Origin of the sequence: Selenomonas sp. AE3005 (genome assembly GCF_000686945.1) — a bacterium.
Taxonomy (GTDB): Bacteria; Bacillota; Negativicutes; order Selenomonadales; family Selenomonadaceae; genus Selenomonas_A.
The window spans coordinates 102,582-127,811 of the sequence record NZ_JMME01000013.1; the positions used below are offsets into that span (position 1 = coordinate 102,582).

At 52.7% G+C, this 25,230-nt stretch carries 31 protein-coding genes and 1 tRNA gene; 10 read left to right on the top strand and 22 right to left on the bottom strand.

The window, feature by feature from the left end; genetic code table 11:
* Positions 1–110 precede the first annotated feature (110 nt).
* The 5 genes from DL94_RS0108850 to DL94_RS0108870 form a co-directional block, all read right to left on the bottom strand.
* On the bottom strand, positions 111–395 hold the full coding sequence (locus DL94_RS0108850) for a helix-turn-helix domain-containing protein (protein WP_028129843.1): 285 nt from the start codon (positions 393–395) through the stop codon (positions 111–113).
* On the bottom strand, positions 388–753 hold the full coding sequence (locus DL94_RS0108855; RefSeq protein WP_028129844.1) for a type II toxin-antitoxin system RelE/ParE family toxin: 366 nt from the start codon (positions 751–753) through the stop codon (positions 388–390). Before DL94_RS0108855 ends, DL94_RS0108850 begins: the two co-directional genes overlap by 8 nt.
* Before the next feature lie 96 nt (positions 754–849).
* Entirely contained in the window at positions 850–1,275 is a 426-nt protein-coding gene (locus DL94_RS0108860; RefSeq protein ID WP_028129845.1) for a hypothetical protein, read from the bottom strand.
* Positions 1,257–1,697 (bottom strand): helix-turn-helix domain-containing protein, encoded by a 441-nt coding sequence (locus tag DL94_RS14605; protein WP_051586390.1) that lies wholly within the window; start codon positions 1,695–1,697, stop codon positions 1,257–1,259. The genes DL94_RS0108860 and DL94_RS14605 overlap by 19 nt, the downstream gene beginning before the upstream one ends.
* Positions 1,697–2,266, bottom strand: coding sequence for a hypothetical protein (locus tag DL94_RS0108870; RefSeq protein WP_028129846.1), 570 nt, complete (start codon positions 2,264–2,266; stop codon positions 1,697–1,699). Before DL94_RS0108870 ends, DL94_RS14605 begins: the two co-directional genes overlap by 1 nt.
* A 469-nt stretch (positions 2,267–2,735) precedes the next feature.
* On the opposite strand from DL94_RS0108870, the gene DL94_RS0108875 reads away from it, so the two are divergent.
* The 4 genes from DL94_RS0108875 to DL94_RS14610 all read left to right on the top strand — a co-directional run bounded on the left by DL94_RS0108875 (position 2,736) and on the right by DL94_RS14610 (position 4,604).
* Entirely contained in the window at positions 2,736–3,068 is a 333-nt protein-coding gene (locus tag DL94_RS0108875; RefSeq protein WP_081798791.1) for a DUF1659 domain-containing protein, read from the top strand.
* Between the two features lie 29 nt (positions 3,069–3,097).
* Entirely contained in the window at positions 3,098–3,310 is a 213-nt protein-coding gene (locus tag DL94_RS0108880; protein WP_028129848.1) for a DUF2922 family protein, read from the top strand.
* Positions 3,311–3,313: 3 nt separating this feature from the next.
* Entirely contained in the window at positions 3,314–3,466 is a 153-nt protein-coding gene (locus DL94_RS15650; protein WP_072023108.1) for a YvrJ family protein, read from the top strand.
* Positions 3,467–3,794: 328 nt separating this feature from the next.
* A complete protein-coding gene (locus tag DL94_RS14610; RefSeq protein WP_051586392.1) occupies positions 3,795–4,604 on the top strand; it encodes an autotransporter outer membrane beta-barrel domain-containing protein in 810 nt (269 codons plus the stop codon).
* 163 nt (positions 4,605–4,767) lie between these two features.
* Here the strand turns inward: DL94_RS14610 and DL94_RS0108895 are convergent.
* Positions 4,768–4,843 (bottom strand) — tRNA-Gln (locus DL94_RS0108895).
* 169 nt (positions 4,844–5,012) lie between these two features.
* Between DL94_RS0108895 and DL94_RS0108900 the strand changes: the two genes are divergently transcribed.
* Positions 5,013–5,855: a menaquinone biosynthetic enzyme MqnA/MqnD family protein gene (locus DL94_RS0108900; protein WP_051586393.1), complete on the top strand. Its 843-nt coding sequence runs from the start codon at positions 5,013–5,015 to the stop codon at positions 5,853–5,855.
* Between the two features lie 11 nt (positions 5,856–5,866).
* On the opposite strand, the gene DL94_RS0108905 is transcribed toward DL94_RS0108900, so the two are convergent.
* Positions 5,867–6,715 carry an MTAP family purine nucleoside phosphorylase gene (locus tag DL94_RS0108905; RefSeq protein WP_028129850.1) on the bottom strand — a complete coding sequence of 283 codons (849 nt, stop codon included), beginning with the start codon at positions 6,713–6,715 and terminating at the stop codon, positions 5,867–5,869.
* A 170-nt stretch (positions 6,716–6,885) separates the two neighbouring features.
* On the opposite strand from DL94_RS0108905, the gene mqnE reads away from it, so the two are divergent.
* Genes mqnE through mqnC form a run of 3 tightly spaced genes read left to right on the top strand, consistent with a single transcriptional unit; the run spans position 6,886 to position 10,126 of the window.
* Positions 6,886–7,980, top strand: coding sequence for an aminofutalosine synthase MqnE (gene mqnE, locus DL94_RS0108910; protein WP_028129851.1), 1,095 nt, complete (start codon positions 6,886–6,888; stop codon positions 7,978–7,980).
* A gap of 8 nt (positions 7,981–7,988) precedes the next feature.
* A complete protein-coding gene (locus tag DL94_RS0108915; RefSeq protein WP_028129852.1) occupies positions 7,989–9,098 on the top strand; it encodes a radical SAM protein in 1,110 nt (369 codons plus the stop codon).
* Positions 9,098–10,126 carry a cyclic dehypoxanthinyl futalosine synthase gene (gene mqnC, locus DL94_RS0108920; protein WP_028129853.1) on the top strand — a complete coding sequence of 343 codons (1,029 nt, stop codon included), beginning with the start codon at positions 9,098–9,100 and terminating at the stop codon, positions 10,124–10,126. The genes DL94_RS0108915 and mqnC overlap by 1 nt, the downstream gene beginning before the upstream one ends.
* Before the next feature lie 309 nt (positions 10,127–10,435).
* Here mqnC and DL94_RS0108925 read toward each other — a convergent pair whose 3' ends face one another.
* From DL94_RS0108925 to DL94_RS0108940, 4 genes are all read right to left on the bottom strand, one after another.
* Positions 10,436–10,660 (bottom strand): ferredoxin, encoded by a 225-nt coding sequence (locus tag DL94_RS0108925; RefSeq protein ID WP_028129854.1) that lies wholly within the window; start codon positions 10,658–10,660, stop codon positions 10,436–10,438.
* Positions 10,660–11,319, bottom strand: a complete 660-nt coding sequence (locus tag DL94_RS0108930; RefSeq protein ID WP_028129855.1) for a hypothetical protein — start codon at positions 11,317–11,319, stop codon at positions 10,660–10,662. Before DL94_RS0108930 ends, DL94_RS0108925 begins: the two co-directional genes overlap by 1 nt.
* A 15-nt stretch (positions 11,320–11,334) precedes the next feature.
* The gene (locus DL94_RS0108935) at positions 11,335–12,189 is read right to left on the bottom strand and encodes a hypothetical protein (protein ID WP_028129856.1); all 855 of its coding nucleotides are present in this window, start codon (positions 12,187–12,189) and stop codon (positions 11,335–11,337) included.
* A 92-nt stretch (positions 12,190–12,281) separates the two neighbouring features.
* Positions 12,282–12,506, bottom strand: a complete 225-nt coding sequence (locus DL94_RS0108940) for a hypothetical protein (RefSeq protein WP_028129857.1) — start codon at positions 12,504–12,506, stop codon at positions 12,282–12,284.
* A 163-nt stretch (positions 12,507–12,669) separates the two neighbouring features.
* On the opposite strand from DL94_RS0108940, the gene DL94_RS0108945 reads away from it, so the two are divergent.
* On the top strand, positions 12,670–13,968 hold the full coding sequence (locus DL94_RS0108945) for an RNA-binding domain-containing protein (protein WP_028129858.1): 1,299 nt from the start codon (positions 12,670–12,672) through the stop codon (positions 13,966–13,968).
* Positions 13,969–14,289: 321 nt separating this feature from the next.
* Here the strand turns inward: DL94_RS0108945 and aroF are convergent, their stop codons facing one another.
* From aroF to DL94_RS0109005, 10 genes are all read right to left on the bottom strand, one after another.
* Positions 14,290–15,321, bottom strand: a complete 1,032-nt coding sequence (gene aroF, locus DL94_RS0108955) for a 3-deoxy-7-phosphoheptulonate synthase (protein ID WP_028129859.1) — start codon at positions 15,319–15,321, stop codon at positions 14,290–14,292.
* A gap of 29 nt (positions 15,322–15,350) precedes the next feature.
* Positions 15,351–16,187, bottom strand: coding sequence for a prephenate dehydratase (gene pheA / locus DL94_RS0108960; protein WP_028129860.1), 837 nt, complete (start codon positions 16,185–16,187; stop codon positions 15,351–15,353).
* 801 nt (positions 16,188–16,988) lie between these two features.
* A complete protein-coding gene (locus tag DL94_RS0108965; protein ID WP_028129861.1) occupies positions 16,989–17,654 on the bottom strand; it encodes a 3'-5' exonuclease in 666 nt (221 codons plus the stop codon).
* Between the two features lie 44 nt (positions 17,655–17,698).
* Positions 17,699–18,802 carry a molybdopterin-guanine dinucleotide biosynthesis protein B gene (mobB, locus tag DL94_RS0108970; protein WP_028129862.1) on the bottom strand — a complete coding sequence of 368 codons (1,104 nt, stop codon included), beginning with the start codon at positions 18,800–18,802 and terminating at the stop codon, positions 17,699–17,701.
* 1,055 nt (positions 18,803–19,857) lie between these two features.
* Positions 19,858–20,796 (bottom strand): sugar-binding transcriptional regulator, encoded by a 939-nt coding sequence (locus DL94_RS0108980; RefSeq protein WP_028129864.1) that lies wholly within the window; start codon positions 20,794–20,796, stop codon positions 19,858–19,860.
* 86 nt (positions 20,797–20,882) lie between these two features.
* Positions 20,883–21,701 carry an SDR family oxidoreductase gene (locus DL94_RS0108985; protein WP_028129865.1) on the bottom strand — a complete coding sequence of 273 codons (819 nt, stop codon included), beginning with the start codon at positions 21,699–21,701 and terminating at the stop codon, positions 20,883–20,885.
* Positions 21,702–21,717: 16 nt separating this feature from the next.
* A complete protein-coding gene (locus tag DL94_RS0108990) occupies positions 21,718–22,086 on the bottom strand; it encodes a PTS glucitol/sorbitol transporter subunit IIA (RefSeq protein WP_028129866.1) in 369 nt (122 codons plus the stop codon).
* A gap of 56 nt (positions 22,087–22,142) precedes the next feature.
* Positions 22,143–23,132, bottom strand: coding sequence for a PTS glucitol/sorbitol transporter subunit IIB (locus DL94_RS0108995; RefSeq protein ID WP_028129867.1), 990 nt, complete (start codon positions 23,130–23,132; stop codon positions 22,143–22,145).
* 20 nt (positions 23,133–23,152) lie between these two features.
* Positions 23,153–23,707: a PTS glucitol/sorbitol transporter subunit IIC gene (locus tag DL94_RS0109000; protein ID WP_028129868.1), complete on the bottom strand. Its 555-nt coding sequence runs from the start codon at positions 23,705–23,707 to the stop codon at positions 23,153–23,155.
* A gap of 35 nt (positions 23,708–23,742) precedes the next feature.
* Complete coding sequence (locus DL94_RS0109005) at positions 23,743–24,153, bottom strand: transcriptional regulator GutM (RefSeq protein WP_028129869.1); 411 nt, start codon at positions 24,151–24,153, stop codon at positions 23,743–23,745.
* 354 nt (positions 24,154–24,507) lie between these two features.
* On the opposite strand from DL94_RS0109005, the gene DL94_RS0109010 reads away from it, so the two are divergent.
* Positions 24,508–24,864 (top strand): hypothetical protein, encoded by a 357-nt coding sequence (locus tag DL94_RS0109010; RefSeq protein WP_028129870.1) that lies wholly within the window; start codon positions 24,508–24,510, stop codon positions 24,862–24,864.
* A gap of 110 nt (positions 24,865–24,974) precedes the next feature.
* Here DL94_RS0109010 and DL94_RS0109015 read toward each other — a convergent pair.
* Positions 24,975–25,230 (bottom strand): IS3 family transposase (locus DL94_RS0109015; RefSeq protein ID WP_028129871.1); only part of this gene is annotated, 256 nt, incomplete at its 5' end.

A 25,230-nucleotide genomic window follows, 5' to 3' on the forward strand; every position in this document is an offset into this window, starting at 1 on the left:
AAAAACAAAACCGGGCATAACTTCCCCCACGGAATGTTATGCCCGGTTTTTGCGTGGCCAGACCTCGCCCCTGCCGCCAAGTTCGGCGTATTTTTTTAGGAACTTTTCCCTTAACGCAGGGAAAACTCAATTTTCTTCCCCAACGACGCTGCTGCTCTTATCAAAAAATCCAGTGACGGATTATATGTGCCGCTTTCAAATCGGCTGATATTGGACCTCTTTGTCCCCATACGCTCTGCCATTTCCGCCTGCGTAATCTTTTGTTCCTGTCTGGCATTGATAAGCTGCGCAATCAACGCATATCGCGGCTGCAAACGCTCGTACTCCTGCTTGAACTCTTCATCTTTCATCAACACGGCGCGCACATCTGCGGCACTGACTCCAGCCTTACTCATTCTGCGTTCTCCTTTCATAGTCATGCTTATAACGCAATGCCCTATCCAATTCACTGACAGGTGTTTTCATCGTCTTCTTTTTGAATCCATTTAGCAATACAAACGTATCGCCTTGAAAAGAAAAGTAAAACACCCTTGTAATATTAGAGGCAAATTTCACACGCAATTCCCATATTCCTTTATATTTATCGCCCTTTAGCGGCGCAACATAAGGCTCACGCAAACCTGTTCCCGTATTCTCCAACAAATCAATCGTCTGTTGTACTTTCGCCCTCATTTTAGCATCCAACGAAAGCATGAATTCCAATACAGGAATCTCACCATTTTCTTTCTGATAAAACTCAACCGACCACGACATTATTATCTCCCTCGTTAAGCCCATGTTATCATATAAGATAACTCTTGACAAGATTAAATATGACATTTTATGCAGCAAAAAACTCCGCGGAAGTTTTCACTTCGCGGAGCTGGCCGCTATTTTCTCTTTCACTTTTGCCGGCACGAACTGCCAGAACTCACTCTGCGCTGCCGGCATTTCGGCCTCCCGCTCCGCGGCCATAGCCTCGTCGATTTTCGCATACGCCTCTTTCATGGCTTTCTCCTTCGCCAATCCTCTGGCCTGCCGGATTTTGCCATGCTTATCCTGCACATACTCCGCATGCGGTATCTGCGGACTATAGCTGAACTCAATCGCCCGTTTCAGCCACGCGGCCGGATAACGGACTTCCTGATTAAACATTTCATACCACAGCACCGCCAGCTCCCGGTCCACCATATAAAGCCCGTACCTTTTTACCAGCGCCTTGATAGTATCCGGCGTGATATGACACCGTCCCCCGTGAAAAATGCAGTTTTCCAGCGTTACATTTCCATCGCCCATACGTTATCCTCCCCTTCGCTCCAAGTCTCGGCAGCGTCCGCCGGCCTATCCCAGACACTCACCTTATCCGGCAGCTGCCAAAAACCGCGCCGCCCGGCCCGAAAGCCTAAATCCCGCAGTTTTTCATAACAAATACTGTAACTCAGCGTCCGGTCATACGCCTTGCCATTGAGACGCCGCCGCACGATAAGCCCCTGCTTTTCCAGACTCGCCGCCGCCCGTTTGACACTAGCCACTGACACGCCCAGCTGCCGTCCCCACTCGCTCTCCGTATTGTATACCCAGAACCGCCCGTCCGCAAAATTATGTGTATGTTCCAGCCAGTAATCAATCTGCGATAGCAGCATAGCCTCCAGCCGGCCGATTTTCTCTGCCATATCCAGCCGCAGCAGCACCACGCGGTTATTATCGCCGCTAATCATCACCATTCCTCCGCCAGTTTTTCCAGGCGTCCCAGTGTCACCTGCATACTGCGCAAAGTCTGCTGACAATAATAGTACTCATGATAAAGCCACCCCCGGCCTTCCTGCAGCCGCGTCCGGGCAAATTCATAGGACACCTTCACCGGCAGCGTCCGGCCGGACAAAAACCGCAGCAGCGTCCGGCCCTCTGCGTCACTTGTCACGTCCACGAGCCGCATTACATTCGCATAGAGCCGCGTCGTATGATGAGAATTCACCGCCCGGCGATAGCGCAGCGGCAAAAACAGCAGCCGCGGACTGATATTGTAAAAATCCACACGTTTACGCACATTGCCATTTGCCAGACCGCGCAGACGCGCCAGCTGCCGCAAATCCTTGCCGTACCGGGCCGCCAGTTTCTTCAGAAAACCCTCTGCCCGAACATTGTTGAGCACCATGTCCGCACCGGAACCGGGAGAAATCACACAGCCATAGCCACCATTGTCCATGTCCCGTTCCCGAATTGCCTCGATGTTTGCACACCGCAGGCACGCGTTAAACGTTTGCTCCAATTCTTTTGACATTGCCATGATAAACGCCTCTTTTGTGAATTTTTTTGCAAGGGAAGATTGTTGTTCATGTCCCTCTTACACGCACAATGATACGCTTGTTTCTTCGCCATGTCAAGCAATTTGTGAATTATTTTTTATCATTTTCTATTTTTTATTTTTATTTCATCTAAGGGAAAAATTTCATGACCAGGCGCCGGACAAAGGCCCCCAGGTTTACAAATTTGCAGCCGGTCAAAATTACTCAACGGCAAAAACGCGATATGGACAAATGTCCACAAAATTCTTCTGTCCTCTTCATAAACACACTTCCTCGAACAGTTAACATTTGTTAACTCTGTTTAACTTTGTTAATTTTCCTTAACATTCCCTTTTGCATATTTATACATTAAGCCCCTGCGGCACCTTATCTTATGGTTATATATGGTAGTCTATGGTATTGGTGAGTACAAAATGACCACTTCCAACGGCGCAGAATGAACACCTGGAAGTGGTCAAAAAAAGATTTACAGCTATAGGCGATTTTGGCCGGGGCAAAGTTATGTATAAGAGTGTCAGGGCCATGACAACAGCAAACAACTTACCAACAGAAAGGATGATTAACATGGCAGCAACACGCATGAACCCCGTCACCAAACTCAACCTCAAAGTCGTAACCGCCACCAACAGCGCCGGTCACGAAGTCATCGCCACGCGCAGCTACAACGTGAACCCGGAGCTGACTGACGATGATGTCCTCGCCCTGGGCCAAAAGCTCGGCGACCTGCAGGACTTCCCCGTCCACGCCATCGACCGCCAGGACAGCGCTGACCTAGCTGAATAACTACCATCTGTGCGAAAGGAGCAATCACCATGAAATCCACGTTAAAAATGATTATGTCCCTCGAAAACGGCAAAAGCACGACGCTCTCCCTGGCAGCACCGCGTCAGAACCTCACCGCCGCCGATGTCACGGCCTTCCTCACCGAGGTCATTGCCAAGCAGGCCATTGTCGTCAACGGCTCGCCCGTGACGGCCATCAAGAAAATCTACATCGAAGATGTGGACGAGAAAGTCCTGGCCTAAGCTATGGCGGAAACACTTCTGACCGCGGTTTCCGCCGTGGGTTTCCCCATTGTGGTGACGTTCTACCTGCTGACGACCTTCCAAAAATCAATGGACCGGCTCACCTGCCAGCTTGGGGAACTAACCCACGAACTGCAGCGGCTGAAACAGGCATAAACTAAAGAGCAACCCCCGGGGCAATCGTCCTGGGGGTTTTATATTGTCCGCCCCTGCCGCGAATGTATACTTTTACCACCGGCAGGATTTTCCTATGTTTACAACGAATGCAGGTAAACAGTTCGGAAACTGTTACAATTGATTTATGAGGTGAGTTTTCCATGTCCAGGCAAAAAGCGCAAATAAAGACACCTATTCACCCAGGGAGGGCATTTCTCATAATGAGAATAGCTCTCTTTGGTATTTTACCCCCCGTAAAAAAATTGCCCTGCAGCTTGCCGTCAAAAGCCTTTGCGGCGGCATCGCCGCCACTTCCAGCGGCAATACATTGAACCTTGCGGCGAAGGGCGTTACCGCCATCGGCACCGGCAGCCTCCGCGCCGAAAGCGGTTCCTATGTTGACGCCAAGAGCTGGGCCCTCAACGTCGGTTTTGCCAAGGAAATCAACAACCGGCAGGGCAAGCTCCTCTTTGGCCCGTTGGTCGAATACGGCCGCGGCTCCTATGACAGCTACCTCGACAACGGCACCCACGGCGAAGGCAATTCCAGTTACTGGGGGCTCGGCCTGATGGCCCGGCAGACGAACCATGACGGCCTTTACTACGAGGGCAGCCTCCGCGGCGGCAAGGTCAAAGCCGACTACAGCGGCAACGTCAACACTTTAAATGTAAACTACGACAGCAGCAGCAACTATATCGCCGCCCACCTGGGACTCGGCAAGGTAAGCAAAATTTCCGCCGACGACCAACTTGACTGCTACGTCAAATACTTCTACTCCCGGCAGTCCGGCGATAACGTCACCATGCACGCCGCCGGCGTCCCCGACGAAGTCTACAACTTTGACAGCGTCAGCAGCCACCGCCTGCGCCTTGGCACACGCCTGACACATAAGCTCAATAAGCAGAGCAGCCTTTACGGCGGCGTGGCTTACCAGTACGAATTTGACGGCGACGCCCGGGCCACCTACAACGGCAACAGCACGCCCTCCCCCAGTGTCAAAGGCGGCAGCGGCATGTTTGAACTCGGCTGGCAGGTAAAACCTGACGCCTCCCCCCTCACCCTCGACCTCGGCCTCACCGCCTGGGCCGGCAAACAACGCGGCCTCACCGGCCAGCTCGGCATGAATTGGAAATTCTAAAAACAATAAACCCCCGGAACGGCAATTCCGGGGGTTTTCTAATCCTTTGAAGTCGAAACTCATAACCAACTGTTTCGTACTTTTATTATAGCACCCCTCAATAAAGAATACAAGCATACGAACACACAAAAAAGCACCGCTTTCGCGGTGCTTATATTTCATATGGCAGGGGTAGCTGGACTCGAACCAACGCATGCGGGATTCAGAGACCCGTGCCTTACCAACTTGGCGATACCCCTGTGTTCTCGCGCTTTCGCGCTATCAACAATAAATATTATAGCGGAGAGTATTATATGTGTCAAGACTTTTTTTATGTTTTTTCCGCAATTCTTAGCGCGGTGCATTTCCTTCCAATATATGTTATAATAGCGGTATTTGATTCTAGTAATTATAGGGAGCGTCATACCTATGGAAAGTATAGAAAAACCGCGTATCGGTCATATCAATTTCCTCAATGTCCTGCCGCTGACCTACAGCTATGCCCACGGCTTTGCTGACGGCCTGCAGCTGACGGAGGCGGTGCCGGCGGAGCTCAATCAGAAGATTCGGGCTCACCAGCTTGACATCAGCGCCGTGTCCTCCATCGTCTACGCCCGCAATGCGGCAGAGCTGTTAATCCTGCCGGATATCTGCATTCGTTCTGACGCCGACGTGGAAAGCATTGTCCTCGTGTCGCGCAAACCGGCCGCCGAACTTGACGGCAGCAAAATCATTCTGACCGCCAAGTCGGAAACGTCCCACTGCCTGCTGAAAATCGTCCTGCACCGGGGCTACGGCGTAAAACCGGCCTATGAAATCCGCCCCATCGGCCTTGACGATTACCTGCCGGCCGGGGCTGACGCCGCGCTTTTAATTGGGGACGACGCCCTGCACCTCTACCACAACCGGCAGCCGGGGCTTTACTACTACGACCTCGGCCGCGAGTGGCATAAGCTGACCGGTCATTCCATGGTCTATGCTGTCTGGGCCGTGCAAAAGGACTTTGCCGCCGACTGCCCCCATCAGCTGGAACTGGCCCATCAGCGTATTATTGACGGCCTGCATGACGGCCTTAGGCACAAGGACGCGGCCATCAAAGCCGTTTTTGCGGCCAAGGATTTTTCCTATGAAATCCTCGACCATTACTTAGGCGGCATTATCCACTGGGATTTGACCGCCGAGCATATAAAATCCCTGCAGCTGTTCTATCAGCTGGCCTTTGCCGAGGGACTTATCCCGGCAGTACCGGAAATAAATACAGCCCTCAGCTGAGGGCTGTAATTTTAACCTTTTTCGGATTCTTCCTTATAAACGTCCTTCAGGAGCGTTTCCTTGCGGAGGCTCTGACACTCACAGGTATGATGGTCAGCGTCCACATTGCGGATAGTTTCCAGGAGAATCTCGCCAATCATCGGCGCGTCATCGTAGAAAATATCACGCATGGTGTCGTGCGACCAGACACGTTCGAGCCCTTCGCCGTAGTTGACCACATAGTAAAGGCCGGCATAGCAGGCGCCGATTTCCCGGGCCAGATAAACCTCGGGGGCAATGCTTTGGCCGACAATATCGGCATGACCTTTGAGCATGGCGATTTCTGCCGGGCTTTCAAAATGACGGCCATCGGTGACAGCGTAAATACCGCGGTCAAATACGCGCCCCTTAAAACGGCTGCGCACGGATTTTATGAGGTTCTGCCGCAGTTCGGGGCACAGGGCGTCGCGCATGATGAGCAGATAGCGTCCGTCCAGCATGACGTCCTTGCGGTTGGACATGTCAAGATAATCGTCCGGCACCATGAAATCGCGCGGGTCGAGCAGGTGATTGACCGTGCCCACGCCCCCTTCAGACAGGATACGTTTGACGCCGGCCTCGCGGAACACCCAGAACACCTGCCGGCTGGCGTCAGCTCTGGTCACACCGCTGCGCCAGCCATGCATACGGCAGCACAGGACTTTCTTTTCCCCCACGGAAAACAGGCGCATAGCCGGGCTTTGCCCATACGGGGTAGCAAAATAAAGGTTATCTTCTAATATTTTTACATCTTTGTCGGGCAGGTTGGCCGGAAAATCGCTGGACAGCGTGCCGGAACCGCCCACCACAGCATAAGAAACCTGAGGTATTTGGTGATTCATCGAATCCTCTCCTTTTTTATGAATACATAAATCATTATAACGCCGTTGTTCCAGTTTTGCCACCGGCAAAACTTCCGCTTGGCGTTTCAACTCGCTTACGAGTTATAACACCATAATGATATTGTTCAAATTTTTACCGGGGAACCTGCGGTTCCCGAGGAGGGAATACATTGCTTTGTACGAAAGAATACGCTGATATCGAGGCCAAAGTTATGAACGGCGAACGCCTCACCCGTGAGGACGGGCTGCGGCTTTTTGCCTGCCACGATATCGCCTGGCTCGGCGCTCTGGCCGATTACGTCCGCCGCGAAAAATGCGGGGACATCGTTTACTATAATGTAAACTGTCACGTAAACCTCACCAATATCTGCACCTCGCACTGTAAGTTCTGTGCCTTTGGCCGGGACAAGGACAGCAAGGGCGCTTATGCCATGACCAAGGACAAGGCCATCGCGCTCGTCCGCGACGCCATGCGTGACCCCCATCTGGCCGGACTGCACGTCGTCAGCGGCCTGCACCCGGATTGGAGCTTTGAGAACTACGAGGAAATCTTAAAAGCCCTCCATGAAACTTTCCCCTCATTATATCTGAAAGGCTTTACCGGCGTGGAAATCGTCCACTTTGCCAAGATTTCCGGCCTGTCCATCAAAGATGTGCTGCTGCGGCTGCAAGCGGCCGGCCTGCAGGCCATCGCCGGGGGCGGTGCGGAAATCCTCTCCGACCGTATACGCCAGCAGCTCTGCCCCAAGAAAGCCACGGCCGCAGAATGGCTCGAAGTCGCGCGGACGGCGCACAGCCTCGGCATAAAGTCCAACGCCTCAATGCTCTACGGCCATATCGAAACCGTGGAGGAACGTGTCGACCACCTGCTGACCTTGCGCGAACTGCAGGACGAAACCGGCGGTTTCCAGACCTTTATCTGTTTCCCCTTCCTGCCCAAGAACACGGAGCTCGGGGAAAACATCACCCAGACCAGTATGTGGGACGACCTGCGCACCATGGCCATCTCCCGGCTCATGCTCGACAATTTCCGCAATATCAAGGCCTACTGGGTTATGCTCACCGTACCTGTCGCACAGCTGGCCTTAGGCTTTGGCGCGAACGATATCGACGGCACCATTCATAAGGAAACTATTCTCCACGACGCCGGTGCCACCAGTCCGACGGCCCTGCCCGAGGACACCATCGTCCATATCATTCGCGAGGCCGGCCGCATTCCGGCCGCCAGTGACTGCAATTTCAACATTATCCGGAACAAGGACTGAGGTATAGCATGAATGAATCCATACTCGCAGCCGCCCGGCAAAAAGCGGCTGCCGGCCAGCGCCTCTCACTGGAGGAAGGCCTGGCCCTCTATGAGGAAAATGACCTGATGTCCCTGGCCAAGTGGGCCCGGGCTGCCAAGGAACGCCACAGCGGCCGGCAGGTGTTCTACACCGTCAACCGCCATATCAACCTCACGAATATCTGCGCCTCCGGCTGCCCCCTCTGCGCCTTTCAGGTGCCCGAGGAGGACGCCGCCCGCCGCGGCTTTTTACTGAGTCCTTCAGATTTGGACCGCGAAATCGCCGCCGCCCGTAATATCAAAGGCCTCGCGGAAATCCATATCGTCAGCGCCCTGCACCCGAGCCAGCCCTTTGCCTACTATCTGGACGCCGTGAAAAAAATCCGCGCCGCCTTCCCCGACGTGGAGATAAACGCCTTTACCCCCGTGGAAATCGTCCACTTTGCCAAAATCAGCGGCCAGTCCGTACAGCAGGTGCTCGAAGTCCTGCAGGCGGCCGGCCTGTCCTCCCTGCCCGGCGGCGGTGCCGAAATCCTCGTGGACCGGGTACGGCAGATTATCTGTCCGCAAAAAGCGGACACGGCGCAGTGGCTCGACACCATGGAACGCGCCCATAAACTCGGCATTGCCACCAACGCCTCCATGATGTACGGCCATGTGGAAACCGTCCGCGAACGGTTCGAACACCTGCTGAAACTGCGCGAACTGCAGGATAAAACCCACGGATTCCGCGCCTTTATGCTGTTCCCGTTCCACCCTGCAAACACGCAGCTCGCGCAGGAACACACAATCACCCCGGCCGGCTCCTGGGAGAACCTCAAAATGCTCGCCCTTTCCCGGCTCATGCTCGATAACTTCGACCATTTCAAAGCCTTCTGGGTAATGCTGAGCCTGCCTATCGCCCAGCTCGCCCTGGGCTTTGGCGCGGACGACCTCGACGGCACCATCGGCGAGGAAAAAATCATTCATGCCGCCGGCGCTAAGACCGGTGCCGGTATCACACGCGAAAAACTCGGCGCCATCATTCGCGAAACAGGCTACGAGCCGGTGGAACGCGACGCCAGTTATCAGCCGGCAAGACAGGGAGGTGAAGGATAATGCGCATGGAAAAACAGGAGGCCGTGGAGCTTTTAACCCACGGCAATCCGCTCGAACTCGGCGCCCGCGCCGACGCTATCCGCCGCGAACGGTTTGGCAATACGGTGACTTTCATCGTTGACCGCAATATCAACTACACCAACATCTGCCAGAATGAATGCCGGTTCTGTGCCTTCTTCCGCCGCAAGGAGCATAAGGACGCCTACCTTTTGGACTATGACACCATTCTCGCCAAGGTGCGCGAAACTGTCGAGGCCGGCGGCACGCAGGTCATGATTCAGGGCGGCCTGCACCCCGACTTAGGCCTGCCCTTTTACGAGGAAATGCTGCGGAAAATAAAATCTAACTTTGATATCACTATCCATTCCTTCACGGCCACGGAAATCCAGCACTTTGCCCGGCAGGCAGGACTGTCCGTCCTCGAAACCCTCAAACGCCTGCAGGCGGCCGGCCTTGACAGCCTGCCCGGCGGCGGTGCCGAAATCCTCTCCGACCGCGTGCGCCAAATCGTCAGCCCCAAGAAAATCATGACTGACGACTGGCTGGCCGTCATGGAGGCCGCCCACTCCATCGGCATGAAAAGCACGGCCACCATGGTTATCGGCCTCGGCGAAACCATGGAAGAGCGCATTGAACACATGGAAAAAATCCGCCGCCTGCAGGATAAGACCGGCGGTTTCCGCGCCTTTATCACCTGGACATTCCAGCCCGGCAACACCGATATCGGCGGCGAAAAAGTCAGCGCCTGGGACTACATGAAAACCCTGGCCATGAGCCGCATTTACATGGATAACATCGACCATATCCAAGGCTCCTGGCTCACCCAGGGCGAACGTATCGGCCAGCTGACCTTAGGCTTTGGCGGTGACGATTTAGGCAGCATTATGCTCGAAGAAAATGTCGTCCGCGCTGCCGGGACACGCTACGACATGTCTATCCGCAAAATGGTAAACCTCATTCAAGGCGCCGGCCGCGACGCCGCCCAACGGGATACGACATATCGGATTATAAAGCGGTATGATAATTAAATATCATGTATTATATTTATAGCACAAAATCCCCTGTGAAAGAGGATTTTGTGCTATAATATTACTTGCCTCTGTGAAAGGAGGTGAAATCTTTGAGGGACAAGTTCATAGTTCATGTACTGATACCGCTATTGGTCGGAATTCTAGTTGAATTATTCAGCTACTATTTGAATCATTAAGCTGGTAAATGACGTACAAAAATCCCCTGCGAGTACCAGTCGCAGGGGATTTTCTAGTCTTTGAGTTCAATGTTCATAGTTCACTCTAACTGCTTTCATTATAGCACAGCCATATCGGAAATACAATACATCACACCAAAGAGTGCTGCTCAAGTATACCATCATCAGTTTTCCTGATACTAATAGCCCCCACCGGGCAGTCACCAGCCGTCTGCCAGGCGTCCTCCTGCACGTAGGCAGGAATTTTTCCCACACTTTCCGCCAGCCCGTCCTTCCCCAGACAAAAGGCCTCCGGACAGGTACTCACGCACATACCGCAGCCCACGCAAATTGCTTTGTCTACCTCTGCCTGCATCAAAGCCCCTCCTTGCGATAGCGCATATACAAATAGCCCTGTAAAAGCAAAAAGTCAGCATACGCCCAACCGAGCCATATTTCCCATTTATTCTCCTGCGGCAGTGGTTCCCCCCAGCTTATACAAGTAAACCCCAGCATTAAAAGCAAAAAAAGGTCTATAAACAGCCATGAGTGTTTGTCGAACTTTTTTACTCCCCGGTCATGTCCCAGCATTGCCGCCATAAAGCCATCGATTGTATCCTTGCCTGTGCGCAGCGCCCATTTATCGTGAAGATTCCAGCACTCCGACAACAAGGAAAGACAAAATGGCAGCACTACCAGTACAATGGCCAGCCCGCCTTGCAGCCAAAAACTATCCGGCAGCAGGGGCAGCATATCCATTACCCATAGCAAACCAACAAGCCCCACACCGAAAAATACAACCTGCAAAACTATCAGGGAAATCTTATACAGGTGCATAACCACGGCCAGTGAATCAGGCCAGCGGATTTGTTCATGGCCCAAACCACAGTTCCGGTAACGAATCCAAACAGCCGTCCAGCCGATGACAAACAGGATTTTCTGTAACTGCGGATTGCCTTCGCCATACCCGAAATATATTGTTACCACCGCCAGGGCAGCCAGGCCCGCAATATCCCTCTTTACCTTTGCCGACAATTTTTACCTCCGTCCTTAAATCCGCACCTCAAAGCGCTGCTCATCCTCCTGCTTTACCGGACGTTTTTTCACCACGGGCTTAGGCTTGGCTTTGGGCAGGTCAGCGCTGGCCGCACCGGCCACCACCTGTTCGCGGTATTGCCGGGCCGCCGTCGTGGGCACCGCCGTTTTCACCGGGATACGTCCGGCTTTTTCCAGCCGCTGCCGGGCCTCGTCACGAGCCTGACGCGCCTCGGCCCGGGCCCTATTCTTCTCGTCCGCCGCCATTTTCTTTAACACCTCGTCCGGTGTCAGGCCGCGCAGTTCGTCAAAAGTTTCCACCTTCACAGGCTTTGCCGCCCCGTCCAAATCGTCCCAGGACAAGCCGCGCCGGCCTTTACGGCGGCTCATAATCTTCTTGATGCCGAACCACGACACCACAGCCATCAGCAGAATCACTGCGCCCCAGAAAACACCGCTATGGGCAGCAAAATCAGCCGGCAGGCTGCTATCCTGCGCCTGCGTTTCGGTCTTTGTCTGCGCCTGCGCAGCCTTATCGACATTTTCCTGTCCGGCCGGCGGCAGCTGTTCTGCCGGCACTATCACCGTCTGCCCGGCCTGCGAGGCACCGCCGCTGGCGTCCACCGCCTGACTTTTGGCCGGACGCTCCGGCTTTTCCGGCTTTTCCGGTCTGGTCGTCGTGGTTTTAGCCAAAGCGCCGTCACCCTGCGCCACGGCCTGCCGTGCCTGCGCCTCCTGCCGTTCGTCATTATTCTGCTTGATGTTCTGGGGCACATTCGAGTCCCGTACCGTGCCCCCCTCCTGCAGCGTCACTCCCGGTACGCTCGGCGGCGTGGGCGGTGTCGGTGCCACAGGTTTCTGTACCGCCATACTTGCCCCTCCCTTTCCGCAAAATAATCTCCCCTGCTGCCAAAACTTTCACCATCAGCAGAAATTCTCGTTGTCAGCCAAAACTCTCGCCGTCAGCAGGAACTTTCGCCCAGCACCGGGTGCCTCGTCTGTCTTAATGACCGCACCCGGATAAGCCGCAAAGCCTCCTCCATGTCCACGTCCCGGCGCTGTCCGGCATTTTCATAAACACACACGGGATTATCCACCCCGATTTCACTGCCCGGCATATACACATACTCCCGGGTATTGTTATCCCCAAAAATAACCCCGGCCTGCAACTCCGCAATCGTCAGCAACTGTCCTACGCTCCTTTTAATTTCACGTTGTCTATATTATAACCCCGTTGTCCCGGTTTTACCACAGGCAAAACTCCCCCGGCCAGCCTGATAATCAATTTAATCAGTTATTGCATATAATGAACAGAATGATTATAATATTGATTAGAAAGAGGTGATGTACATGTTCCCCAAAGAAAATGAACATACCGAATACAAACGCGAACTCACTGACAACATAAAGAAAGAAGTCCTTGCCTTTGCCAATACCAATGGCGGTTCTATCTATATCGGCATTGCAGACGATGGCACAGTCGTTGGTGTCAGCGACTCAGACCAGACCATGCTGCGCCTGGCCAGTATGCTGCGTGATTCTATTCACCCGGACATTATGATGTTCACAGATATGCGTGTTGAACAGATTGAACAGCATGACGTTATTCACCTGACCATCGCCAGCGGCACCAACAAGCCCTATTACCTTATCAGTAAAGGCCTTAAATCCTCCGGCGTGTATGTACGTCAGGGCAGTGCCTCCGTCCCGGCCTCACCGGAACAGATTCGCCAGCTGATAAAAACCGCTGACGGTGACGTAATGGAAGATAATATTTCGCTCATTCAGGAACTCACCTTCCAAAAAACTACCGCCATTTTCGCGGCCAAAGGCTTGCAATTAGCCGGCGAACAAAAATTTTCCCTCGGCCTGCAGCGTCATGATGGTGTGTATACCAATCTGGGGCTGCTGCTTTCCGACCAATGCCCTTTTACCATCAAAACCGCCGTCTTTAGTGGCACCAATCAGAAAAATTTTCAGGACCGCCGCGAATTTTCCGGCCCCCTGTTCAGCCAGTTGGAGGACTGCTATGCTTACCTGCAGCTCAACAATCCGACCACGGCCGAATTTTCCGGGCTATATCGCAATGACTTCAAAGCCTACCCTGATGACGCCCTGCGTGAGGCACTTTTAAACTGTATTATTCATCGTGATTATGCCTTCAGCAGCAGTATCCTGATTAGTATTTATGACAACCGCATGGAATTCACCTCTATCGGCGGTCTTATGCCCGGTCTGGAAAAAGCCGACATCATGCTGGGTATCAGCCTCTGCCGCAATCCCAAACTGGCTAATATCTTTTACCGGCTCGAGCTCATCGAGGCCTACGGCACAGGCCTGCCCAAAATAAAAAACGCCTACTCTCTGAACGCTGACCAGCCGGAATTTCTCACGGCACCCCACGTGTTTAAAGTCATTCTCCCCAGGCTGGAAAAAGGGCCGCTCTATGTAAAAGACACTCCCATATCCCCGGAAGAACAAACCTTAAAATTTATCCAAGCGCAAAAAACTGTCACGCGCAAAGACGTCGAGGAACTGCTCTGTACCAGCACCTCCACCGCCACCCGTGTACTGCTGACCTTGATAAACCAGGGCCATATCCACCGCACCGGGCGTGGCAAGCAGACAAAATACATATTTAACGGCTGACAGGCCTTTCAGCACAGCGGCCAAACGACATTGCACGCAGCTGGCGGCCAGTCGTAAGTGCAGATTCTGCCTTTGCACAGCAGAATCATATTTCCCCACAATAAAAGCAGCTAGAAAAGTCAGCTGCTGCCATAGCAGGTTTTGACTTTTTTAGCTGCAATATCGGCAAAAATATGCAGTTTATAACGCCGTTGTTCCAGTTTTGCCGCAGGCAAAACTTCCTCTTGGCGTTTCAACGAGGCGGGAGATATATGCTCACCGCCTGTTAGTAAATTAGGAACTCGCCACCTATAGAGGTGGGAGACATCTTCTTACGAGTTATTAAATATCCATTGACGTGATATTCTCCGCTTTCATGAAGGCGGAGATTTTTTTTACGCCGTCCATAACTTCGGCATAGTTTTCCGGCGTCAGGGACTGGGGGCCGTCGGAGAGGGCCTTGGCCGGGTTGGGGTGAACTTCCATCATCAGGCCGTCCGCACCGGCAGCGATGGCGGCAAAAGCCATGGGCTTAACCATGCGCCATTTGCCCGTTCCATGGCTCGGGTCCACAATAATCGGCAGGTGGGACAGATGTTTGACCGCGGCCACAGCGCTCAAATCGAGCGTATTGCGCGTGTAGGTTTCATAAGTGCGGATACCGCGCTCACACAGCACCACATTGGGATTGCCGGCATTCATAATGTACTCGGCCGCATTGAGCCATTCATCAATGGTTGCTGCCAGACCGCGCTTTAACAGTACCGGCTTGCCGCATTTGCCGACTTCTTTGAGCAGGCCAAAGTTCTGCATATTACGGGCACCAATCTGGAGCATATCCGCATACTCCACCACCCGGTCAATGGCCTCAACCGTCGTGACCTCCGTAACCACGCGCAGGCCTGTACGCTCACGGGCCTCGGCCAGGAATTTAAGACCTTCCACTTCGAGCCCCTGGAAAGCATACGGGGACGTACGCGGTTTGTACGCACCGCCGCGCAGGAACTGAGCACCGGCCTTTTTCACGATATCAGCAGCCTCAAACAGCTGTTCCTTGGATTCCACGGCACAGGGCCCGGCCATGACCACCGGCGTGCCGTCACCGATTTTTATACCAGCCACGTCGATAACGCTGTTTGCCGGGTGGAACTCACGGCTGGCCAGCTTGTAGCTCTTGGAAATCTCCACGCTCTTTTCCACACCGGGCAGGGCGTCAATCGGCATGGACGCCAGTTTGGTCTTATCGCCGATAACGCCGACGATTTTCTGCTGGCTGCCCTCCATCACCTTGGCCTGCAGGCCGGCACTTTCGATAGCACTAATGACACCGTTAATATCTTCCGCCGTTGCGTCCAGATTCATAATAATAACCATAAGTATATATCCCCCTATATAAATTCTGTTTATCTAACCGTCAACACCGGGAACGTCCCGAGATTTCTGAGCCAGATACTTTTTTCCTGCACGGCCTGCAGCGACTCCGCCAGCTGTGGCGAATCCACGTACTCCAGGTCAAAGAAGAAAATATACGCGCCGAGTTCTGTCCTGGCCGGCCGTGACTCAATCCGCGTCATGTTAATACCGCGCTGGGCAAATTCTTTCAAGACGTCATAGAGCGCACCGGCCTTGGCACCATCTATCTGGCAAATGACCAACACTTTTTCCTGCGGTAAATATCGCATATTCCCCCGTCCCACATGGAAAAAGCGCGTGCAGTTGGCGGCGCTGTCCTGTATCTCCGCCGCTACCGGCACCAGCCCCAAAAGCTCCCCGGCCCTGGCCGTCGCAATGGCCGCACTGCCTGAATCCACCGGAGCCTCGGCCACGATTTCCGCCGCCCGGGCCGTACTGGACACCTTGATTAGTTCCGCCTGGGGATAATGACGCTGCAAAAAATTCCGGCACTGGGAAATGGGCTGGGCATGGGAGTAAATCCGCTTAATCTCCCCCTGCCGCCGCGCCAGCAGCTGATTATGAACCGGCCAGATAAGCTCGCGCCAGACTGTCAGGCCATCACATCTGGCCAGCGTGTCCAAAGTGATGTTGATAGCCCCCTCCAGGGAATTTTCCACCGGCACCAGCGCCGAATCCACCTCCCCGGCCTCCACGGCCTGCAGGCAGTCATATATGTCACTGTAAAGCACCAGCCGGTAGTCCTCACCGCTCTGCCGCGTAAGATACACCGCCGCCGCCTCACTATGCGTCCCCGCCGGGCCCAAAACCCCCATTGTCTTTGCCATGCGCTCCACCTGTCCTTCTCAAATTGTTATCATCATAGCATAATTGATAACAATTAACAAGTATTTTTATGTAAAAGTTACATATTGTTTTTTTGACGCGTACATCAATACTATATTTTACTATTCCATCAAGATAAGAGGCACTTGCCAAATGCATTTTGACGGTCAGTGCCTGCTCTATTTTATTTGTTACAGCTCAGTCGGGTGGAGGTGGTAATACTTTTCGCTGTTGCACTGAATGGCCCACCAGCAAAAATATGTACTTTTCTAGTAACATGCGCCGGCAAGCAGTCGGCGCGATTGTTCAGCTCAGTTTCCAGGAACTGCTGTTGGTGGGCCAGTCCTCACTGCCTTCGGACGGTCATTCCACTGCGAAAAGCATCACCACATCCGCCCTAAGCAACGTCCGTGTGAAAGGATTCTTTCGCAGTGACAGGGAACAAGTACATCGATGTTCTTGTTACGGGAGAACGGGTTCGTGGCAATTGTACAGGCCGTTTGTGGGGGCGAACGGGGGAGTGATTTTTATGCGGGGAGCGACTGCCGGAGCGCAGCGTAGGCCGGCACACTGTAGTACATATCTAAGCAGCTACGCTGCAAGGAGCGCCGTTGGCCTGCCCGGCGCAGGTAACTGGACAGCACTGATTTCCGAGGTGTGTCGTTCAGCGGAGGCAGAAAAATTACTCCCCCGTGAACCCAGTGTACGTATGAACGGAATACTTTTTAGAACTCATTGCCAGACCGACTGCAATTTCCACACAAAAATCCGTTGACTAAGCAACGGATTTTCTATCAATATATTTATTCTTCCAAATCAGCCCGCAGTTTCAACAAATCAGGACACAAATCCCCAATAGAGCTCGACAAATCCTCCTGCGGTTCCAAAATATCCAGCACCGGCTGCATTGTCTGCCGGAACTTAGCATCGTCCTGCATCAGCACGAGAATAGCACTCGTATTGATAGCGTCCGCCAGGGCCGTGTGCTGCGTACCCTCAAATTTATGGTCCATAGCCCCCAAGGCATGTTTCAGGGCCAGACTGTTATGAAGTCCCAGCCGGTCATCGAACTCCTGCTGCAAATCCACCCAGCGGCTGTCCAGCCATTCCACATCGAACTCCGGCAGCTTGAAACGGCATTCCTTTTTCAGCTGCTTGATATCAGACATGCTCCAGGAATATATCTTTGTTTCTTCCTCACCAATCCAGTCCACAAACTTTTGAAAGGCCGCGGCATAATGCTCCTGCCCGTCCACCATGCTCTGGGTTATGCTGGTCAGGTTCGTTATGTGTTTCTTAATCTTGCCGTACTCCGGCTCCACATAGCACTGGAACTCCGCCTCCTGCTGAAAACTCTCGTCCAGCCGTACGGCACCAAACTCAATGACTTCCTCGTTCAGACGCCGCCGCACATCGCGAAACTCCCTGTCCACCGGATTCATTTCCAAATCTATTACCACGTACTTCATCGGCCTATCCCTGCGCTTTCTACATAATCATATATAATATTATTCTACTGAAAAGCTGTTTTTCCTTCAAGCGCGCAAAGGAATAAGACAAGTTCCGCCGCCTTTTCCACAGCCGCGAGGGGATAACAGGCAACGTCCGGCACCTGCAGCGGCTCACTGGCAAAAAGTGCGGCCGTGGCTGCGTCAACAGACGGCTCGCCCAGACCGCGCCACAAGGAGATTTTAGGACTAACCCCCCGGCTGCGGCTTTCGATAAAGACCATATCCACATTTTCCAAACGCGCTGCAATTTCCACGAGGCCGGGCCGCACAGCCGTCCGCTGCTCGATAAAATACCCGTCCGGTGAAACGAGTGCTACGCCCTGCGCCCCGGCCGCCTTAAAACGATAACTGTCCTTGCCTGCCTCATCGAGTTCATAACCGTGACTGTCACTTTTCACCACCCCGGCGCGCACGCCCTTCGCCTGCAGCAGGGGAATCAGACGCTCGATAAAAGTGGTCTTGCCCGTCCCCGACACCGGCGCCGTCACCGTCACCACGGGCACCGGCCGCCCCGCATTGGCCCAGCGCCCCTGCAGCAGCCGCCAATCCGCCGCCGTATTGAGATTGAAAAAAGCCGCCGCAGCCGGCAGCGTCACCCACCGGCAGGGCACCTGCGCCAGCACAGCGCCCACCTTGTACAGTCCGCTGTTTAACGCCGCCTCCACCTGCGGCAGAATAGCGCGCCTGTATAATCCGGCCAAAGGCTGCCGCCGTCCTCCCACCACAGGAATGACCGCCAGTTCCGCACCTGCCTGCTCCCAAAGGGGCGCGGTGGCCGCAAAATCCCACAGGGGCATATCCGCAGCCACCACCAAAGCATACTCTGCCGTCATGGCCCTGAGCCCCGAACGCAGCCCTGCCAGCGGCCCCCTGCCGCCAACTTCGTCCGGCAGAAACCTTACCCCATACTTTACCGCCAAAGCCGCACAAGCCTCCACGTCCCGGCCGCCGCACAGGAAAACCTCCCGAAAATCCCGCGCCGCCGCCTTTTGCAGCAGCCTTTCCAACAAGCTGGTTCCGTCATATTCCAAAAACAGCTTATCCTGCCCCAGCCGCGAACTCTGCCCCCCGGCCATTATCAGCAAGGCACTATCCGCAAAATCCATGCCCCCACCTCCTTCCGATATTATACCCTACACCTCCAAAACTTGTATACCTTACCCCGGCAACACACTGACAACTTGCAAATTGCAGTTTGACGGTCAATGCGTGCTTATTTTTATTTGTTACAGCTCAGTCGGGTGGAGGTGGTAATACTTTTCGCTGTTGCACTAAATGACCCACCAGCAAAAATATTGTTTTTCTAGCTACATGCGCCGGCAAGCAGTCGGCGCGATTGTTCAACTCAGTTTCCAGATACTGTTGTTTGTGGGCCAGTCCTCACTACGTTCGGACAGTCGTTCCACTGCGAAAAGCATCACCACCTCCGCCCTAAGCATTGTCCGTGTAAAAGGATTCTTTCGCAGTGACAGGAAACAAGAACATCGATGTTCTTGTAACGGGAGCAACGATTTCGTGGTAATTGTACAGGACGTTGCTGGGGGTGAACGGGGGAGTGATTTTTCTGCGGGGAGCGACTGCCGGAGCGCAGCGAAGGCCGGCACACTGTAGTCCATCGCCAAGCAAATACGCTGAAAGGAGCGCCGTTGGCCTGTCCGGCGCAGGTTACTGAACAGTTATATTTAGCGAGGTGTGTCGTTTAGCGGAGGCAGAAAAATTACTCCCCCGTGACCCCCGGGCAAGCATGAGCAAAATTCCTTTAACTATTTATTTGCTTATAACGAGTACAAGATGTCCCCCACTTCTATAAGTGGGGGCGGCAAACTACTAACAGGCGGCGAGTTAATATCTCCCGCCTCGTGCGACGCAAAGCTAGTCCCTGTGGGAAAACACCAAGAGGAAGATTTGTCTTCGACAAATCTGGAACAACGGTGTTATAATGTAGCATTTATACACGAAAATCCGTTGCTATAATCAACGGATTTTCGTAACGCTTATATAACTATTTTGCTAGCATCTTTAGACACTGTTTATTATTTTATTTCTGCCACAATACCTCTTTTATATTTTAAATCTGTTGACCATTGAACTTACTATCAAAAAGAGGCTTTTTATGTCACCAGGCTCATACTGTAACAACATCGCCGGCTGGAATCTGCCCTCACTCATTTAAGAGGATTTTGGCCGTTTCCTCGTCCGTAATCAGCACGTTTATCAGCCGGCCGCGGAGCGCCCCCATAATGGCCGGCACTTTTTCCCGGGAGGCGGCCAGGCCAATGCTGTACTCCAGCTGGCGCAGTTTTTCCAGCCCGACAGCGATAATCCTGTCGGAAAACGGTGTCGTCACCTCATGCCCGTTGATATCGTAAAACACCGAGCAGATTTCGCCCACTGCCCCGGTCTGGGCCAGCGACTCGATAGCCTCGCGGCCGAAACTGCCGGCCCAGACGAGGTTGGAAGATTTTACCGGCGCGCCAATGCCGACGATACCGATATTTAGCCTGTCCCAATAGGCCGAAATCTTTTCGTAATTCACGTCCTGCACAATGGCCTGCCGGATAGCCGCGGTTTTGGCAATGGCCGGTGCGTAGATATAATGGCTGCGGCCGCTGAAAGCCCGGGCCATCTGGTAACATATCGTATTGACATGAAACTCGCTTTCGATTGATTCCGGGCCGCCGTCGAGTGGCACGAAGTCAATATCCAGAGGCGAATTTTTTTCCTGTTCCGCAAACTTGGCCAGCTCGCTGATGGTTGTCCCCCAGGCCATGCCCACCACCTTGCCGTCACCTAAGATACGGCGAATCAGCCGCAGCCCGGCCCGGGCCATTTGCTCCTTGATGAACTGCATGTCGTAGCTTTTGGGCACCACACAGGCCTCCTTCAGGCCAAACCGCCGCTCCAAAGCCGCCTCCAGCTCGTCAAAGGAATCACTTTCCACTGTGATTTTGACAATTTTATCCCGTAATGCCTTTTTTAAATATTTGCTGACCGTTGTCCGGTCAATCCCCATGCGTTCCGCAATTTCACTTTGTTTGAGATTTTCCACGTAGTACATATTGGCCACCTTGACCAGTATGCGTCGTTCAACAGGCTGCATAAAAATGCCCTCCCTAGTATTTTATGCTTAGGCGCGGAAAACTGGCACACAGAGGGTTATGTGCCAGTTTTACTTATATTTTTCTATTAACCGCGGGTTTTACCACCGGCAACATTATAGGTTACACCATGAATGTAGCTGGCCCGGTCACTGGCGAGGAAGGCCACCGTATCGGCAACTTCCGTGAGTTTGCCGCTGCGTCCGAGCGGAGTGGTCTTGGTGCTCTTGTAACCCTTGCGCAGGTCATCTACGGTAATGCCGCGCGTATAAGCCAGTGCCTCTTCATAAGCGAGGGTTCTGAGGCCCGTAGCCTCCATAATGCCGGGAGCAATGCCCACCACGCGGACATTGTACTTGCCCAGTTCCTTGGCCCAGGAACGCGTGAAGGAGTTCACGGCATTCTTGGTCGCAGCATAAATGCTCTGGCCTTCGGAACCTTCGAGGCCGCTTTCAGAGGACATGTTGATGATTACGCCATGGCCGTTCTTCACGAACTCATGCCCCAGAGCCTGTGCCATCAGGTACACGCCCTTGATATTGACGCCCGTAACCTTGTCGTAAACATTTTCATTGAGCTCATACTTGCCATGCGGATCTTTGGGGTCCACCAGCAGGCAGGGAATGTTAATGCCGGCATTGTTGACCAGAATATCGAGTTTGCCAAATTTCTCCTTGGCCTGTTTTACCATGTCTGTGATGTTTTCCGGGCTGGTGACATTGGTAACCACATAGAGCATTTCACCGCTGCCCTCGTGGATATCGAATTCCGGTGCCTGCGGATTCATATCGCAGACCACCACATTGGCACCATTGTCCAGGAACGCCTGGGCTACAGCCTTGCCAATGCCGGACGCACCGCCCGTTACAACTGCTGTTTTACCTTCTAAGTTAAGCCATGAAGCCATACTAACATCTCCTAAATTACGGTCTTACAATGGAAATTTCATCACCGGGTACTACGTCCACGATGGGCTTATCCTCCAGATAGAGGCTGCCTTCGAGGCCTTCCCCTTCTTCGTTGGCATTAAAGCGCAGGGTGATATGCCCCAGGTCGCGGAGATTCTTCTGCACTTCGCTGCCGACATAGACGATTTTGTACTCAGCACTGCCCAGCTTAAAGATGTCCCCGGTCTGCACCGTATCCTCCAGCTTGTTGCCGCGATGGAGAATGCAGTATTCGCGCAGTTCTTCCGGTGCGTTCTCATTGAACATAATCAGCATTTTGGCATCTTTAAAGGAATGAACATTTACGCCTAATTCCTGTACCGTCGTGCTATAATACTTTTTCATTGTAAGACCCCCTGAATTTTTCTTACTTTAAAACAAAACTTGTTTAACAGAACTTCTTAACCTTCGTACAGGCCAAAGCTGGCGAGCCATGCCAGGATTACAGCAATCGGGCCCGTGATGAAACGGGAATACAGTACGGAAGGTACACCAACTTCTACCGTTTCTGCCTCAGCCTCTGCCAGGCCCAGACCTACAGGAATGAAGTCGCAGGCGCACTGCGCGTTGATAGCAAAGAGGGCGGGCAGTGCCAGTGCCGGCGGAATCTGGCCATTGCCGATTTCCACACCGATGAGCACGCCGATAACCTGAGCAATAACAGCGCCCGGGCCAAGGAACGGAGAGAGGAACGGGAAGGAACAGATAAGGGACAGGATTACCAGACCTACCGGGGAGCTGGCCAGCGGTGCCAAGAGGTTGGCAATCACGTCGCCGATACCCGTGGTCAGGATAACACCAATCAGCATGGATACGAAAGCCATGAACGGCAGAATGGTCTTAATCATCGTGTTGATGGAATCACGGCCGGCCTGATAGAATACGGATACGATACCGCCCATGAACTGACCGATTTTGGCCATCAGGCTGCCTTCAGCCTGCTGCTGGGAAATCTTTTTGCTCGTGTCATACTTGGGTTTCTTCACCGGTTCTGCACTCGGTGCCGGAGCAGCCGTGCCATCGCTGAAAGCGATATTGTCCACCTTGACTGCCGATACGTAGATATCAGCCTTGATATGCTGTGCCAAGGGGCCGGAAGGGCCGGTCGGATTCAGGTTGATGGTGAAGATACGTTTCTGCGGATAGATACCACAGCGCAGCGTACCGCCACAGTCGATAACTACAGCCAGCGTTTCCTCATCAGGTACGCGGGTTTTGAAGCCGTCCACAACCTCGCAGCCCGTCATTTCTCCTAAGCGGATAGATACAGGCGAAATCACGCCGCCGGTGATGTTGACAATCTTATTTCTCGTTTCTGTCGGCGTAAGGGTAAGCGGGCCGCCAAAGCCGCCGGAACCTGCCGAAACAACTACGCTTTTATATTCTGCCATTTTATTTTCCCCCTATATCATCAGGACTTAATTGCGACAACCTGCTTGGAAAGTTTTACACCCTGCTGTTTCTGTACATAAGCCGTGGTAAAGTCAGTTACCCAGCCGCGCAGGAAGTTAATCACGATACCGATAAGGAAATAACGCAGAGCCAGGTCAACCGTCGGCAGTCCCAGCGCCGATACACCGTTGGCAATACCCAGGAACACGAAGAGTTCGCCGGGATTAACATGAGGGAACAAACCGTTCAGCGTATGACAGGAGGCCGAACCTGCTGCATAATAGGAAGGCTTGTAATACTCCGGCATGAATTTGCCCAGGGACAAGGTCATGGGGTTACAGAAGAAGAACGTACCCACTACCGGGAGTAAGATATAACGACTAAAAATATTGCCGGCACAGAGATGTGCAAACTTTTCAATGCGCTCATTACCTACCAACAGAACGATGGAGTTCATCGCTACCAGCAAGCAGATAAGCGTCGGAATAATTCCCGTTACCCAGCCGGTGAGCACCTCGCCACCTTTATTGAACATGCCGATAAAGCCTTGTGCGAAAAAAATCAATGTGTCCATTTTTTGCCTTCTTTCCTCTTAATTAAAGTTTCCGGTCATTCAGCCAGAGCCGCCGTTTCTTCTGCGGCCTGCTCCTGCTGCAGCTCTTGATAATTCTCGTAATCCTGACGGGCGTTAAGCACCGCCGCTGTCACCTGCTTTCCTAAGCCCTCACAATCAACCTCAGTTATTGCAGGAAGAAACTTGCCCTTCAGGGCCGGCAACTCCTTAAACCCGGCGAACACCGTGCGGCCGGCCATCGATTCGGCATGCACAATTTCTGCCCGTTCATTGATACAGATAAGCGCTACCGCTCCGGCCCGAAAGCCGCCCTTGGCCTTGCCACAAGCCACCCGGCCATAGCTCCTCAGCTCCTTCACATGTTTGTTGAAACGGCCAAACTGCCACAGCCCCAGCAGCAGCTGCAACACCCACATTCCTGCCGCCAGTAAAATCATCCAGCCCATAGTCAAATTTCCCCTTTCCACAGCAAAAATCTTAACGCGCGCCGTTTATCGATAACCTTCACATTTGTGATATGTCATCAACTTTATAAGCTGTTTACAGGTATGATATTAGCCTATTCAGTACCGTATTTCAATAGTTTTTTATCATTTTTCCATAAAAAACCGTGTTTTTCTCGTGTTTCACCCTATTACTTTCACTTATGTGACGAAAATATATAATATGTGAAAGTGAAAATAAGAACAATTTCCCCAGCTAATGCTATTTTTTTTTAAGAACACTACACTTTTTCGCTTTTCGCCGATATAAAGAACAGAAAGTAAAAAACATGACAAAATAACAAGGGGGAAATAACAATGAAAGCACGTATTATGATTTTAGTAACGGTACTGATGATGGGACTCTCCAGCCTGGCACTGGCTCATTGCACCGGCGGCAGCATTCAGGGAATCCGCAACACCTCGGATAGCATTAAAGTTATTATTTACACCAGTGAAGGTTACTCCATTGCCTCCGTGCAGGCCTATAGCCCTGACTACCCGCTGCGTCAAGGCGATATCATCGAAACCAACTGCGGATATCTCACCGCCATCGGTGAAGTATCCATTCACGACGAGGCCTCGGGTTACAGCAGAACTGTCCTCTCCATTGAAGGCTACCATCTCTCCGCTGCCGATGCCCGGACCTGGCTGAACAATGGCGGTCACTTCTAAACAGTACATACCTAAAAAATAAATATATAAAAAGACAACCGCAGGGGAATGTAGTGACCCCAAAAAGTTAGACCTAACCGTAGTAGCATTTGTTGCTGCTACGGTTTTTATTATGCTGCTGCATGCCGCAACCGATATTCCACTGGGCTTAGCCAGCCCAATCGTGCCTTGATCCTATGGTTGTTGTAGTAAGTGATGTATTTCTGTACGGCTTCCCTCAATTCTTCAAAGCTGTGGTATGTATGACCATAATATATTTCCTGCTTCATTATGCCAAAGAAATTTTCCATTACACTATTGTCCAGGCAAGTTCCTTTTCTCGACATGCTTTGATAAATCTTCTCTTCCTTTAAGCGGGTGACATAG

Bases quoted from the DNA above. Each gene is read 5' to 3' on its own strand.
- DL94_RS0108905 (WP_028129850.1), bottom strand. From the start codon at position 6,715: ATGAATCACCAAATACCTCAGGTTTCTTATGCTGTGGTGGGCGGTTCC.
- DL94_RS15650 (WP_072023108.1), top strand. From the start codon at position 3,314: ATGGCGGAAACACTTCTGACCGCGGTTTCCGCCGTGGGTTTCCCCATT.
- DL94_RS0108915 (WP_028129852.1), top strand. From the start codon at position 7,989: ATGAATGAATCCATACTCGCAGCCGCCCGGCAAAAAGCGGCTGCCGGC.
- mobB (WP_028129862.1), bottom strand. From the start codon at position 18,802: ATGGATTTTGCGGATAGTGCCTTGCTGATAATGGCCGGGGGGCAGAGT.
- DL94_RS0108860 (WP_028129845.1), bottom strand. From the start codon at position 1,275: ATGGGCGATGGAAATGTAACGCTGGAAAACTGCATTTTTCACGGGGGA.
- aroF (WP_028129859.1), bottom strand. From the start codon at position 15,321: ATGGTTATTATTATGAATCTGGACGCAACGGCGGAAGATATTAACGGT.
- DL94_RS0108995 (WP_028129867.1), bottom strand. From the start codon at position 23,132: ATGGCAGAATATAAAAGCGTAGTTGTTTCGGCAGGTTCCGGCGGCTTT.
- DL94_RS0108870 (WP_028129846.1), bottom strand. From the start codon at position 2,266: ATGGCAATGTCAAAAGAATTGGAGCAAACGTTTAACGCGTGCCTGCGG.
- DL94_RS0109000 (WP_028129868.1), bottom strand. From the start codon at position 23,707: ATGGACACATTGATTTTTTTCGCACAAGGCTTTATCGGCATGTTCAAT.
- DL94_RS0109005 (WP_028129869.1), bottom strand. From the start codon at position 24,153: ATGGGCTGGATGATTTTACTGGCGGCAGGAATGTGGGTGTTGCAGCTG.
- mqnC (WP_028129853.1), top strand. From the start codon at position 9,098: ATGCGCATGGAAAAACAGGAGGCCGTGGAGCTTTTAACCCACGGCAAT.
- DL94_RS0108945 (WP_028129858.1), top strand. From the start codon at position 12,670: ATGTTCCCCAAAGAAAATGAACATACCGAATACAAACGCGAACTCACT.
- DL94_RS0108925 (WP_028129854.1), bottom strand. From the start codon at position 10,660: ATGCAGGCAGAGGTAGACAAAGCAATTTGCGTGGGCTGCGGTATGTGC.
- DL94_RS0108880 (WP_028129848.1), top strand. From the start codon at position 3,098: ATGAAATCCACGTTAAAAATGATTATGTCCCTCGAAAACGGCAAAAGC.
- DL94_RS0108990 (WP_028129866.1), bottom strand. From the start codon at position 22,086: ATGAAAAAGTATTATAGCACGACGGTACAGGAATTAGGCGTAAATGTT.
- DL94_RS0108900 (WP_051586393.1), top strand. From the start codon at position 5,013: ATGGAAAGTATAGAAAAACCGCGTATCGGTCATATCAATTTCCTCAAT.
- DL94_RS0108980 (WP_028129864.1), bottom strand. From the start codon at position 20,796: ATGCAGCCTGTTGAACGACGCATACTGGTCAAGGTGGCCAATATGTAC.
- DL94_RS0108935 (WP_028129856.1), bottom strand. From the start codon at position 12,189: ATGGCGGTACAGAAACCTGTGGCACCGACACCGCCCACGCCGCCGAGC.
- DL94_RS14605 (WP_051586390.1), bottom strand. From the start codon at position 1,697: ATGATTAGCGGCGATAATAACCGCGTGGTGCTGCTGCGGCTGGATATG.
- DL94_RS0108850 (WP_028129843.1), bottom strand. From the start codon at position 395: ATGAGTAAGGCTGGAGTCAGTGCCGCAGATGTGCGCGCCGTGTTGATG.
- DL94_RS0109010 (WP_028129870.1), top strand. From the start codon at position 24,508: ATGAAAGCACGTATTATGATTTTAGTAACGGTACTGATGATGGGACTC.
- pheA (WP_028129860.1), bottom strand. From the start codon at position 16,187: ATGGCAAAGACAATGGGGGTTTTGGGCCCGGCGGGGACGCATAGTGAG.
- DL94_RS0108965 (WP_028129861.1), bottom strand. From the start codon at position 17,654: ATGAAGTACGTGGTAATAGATTTGGAAATGAATCCGGTGGACAGGGAG.
- DL94_RS0108985 (WP_028129865.1), bottom strand. From the start codon at position 21,701: ATGGCTTCATGGCTTAACTTAGAAGGTAAAACAGCAGTTGTAACGGGC.
- DL94_RS0108855 (WP_028129844.1), bottom strand. From the start codon at position 753: ATGTCGTGGTCGGTTGAGTTTTATCAGAAAGAAAATGGTGAGATTCCT.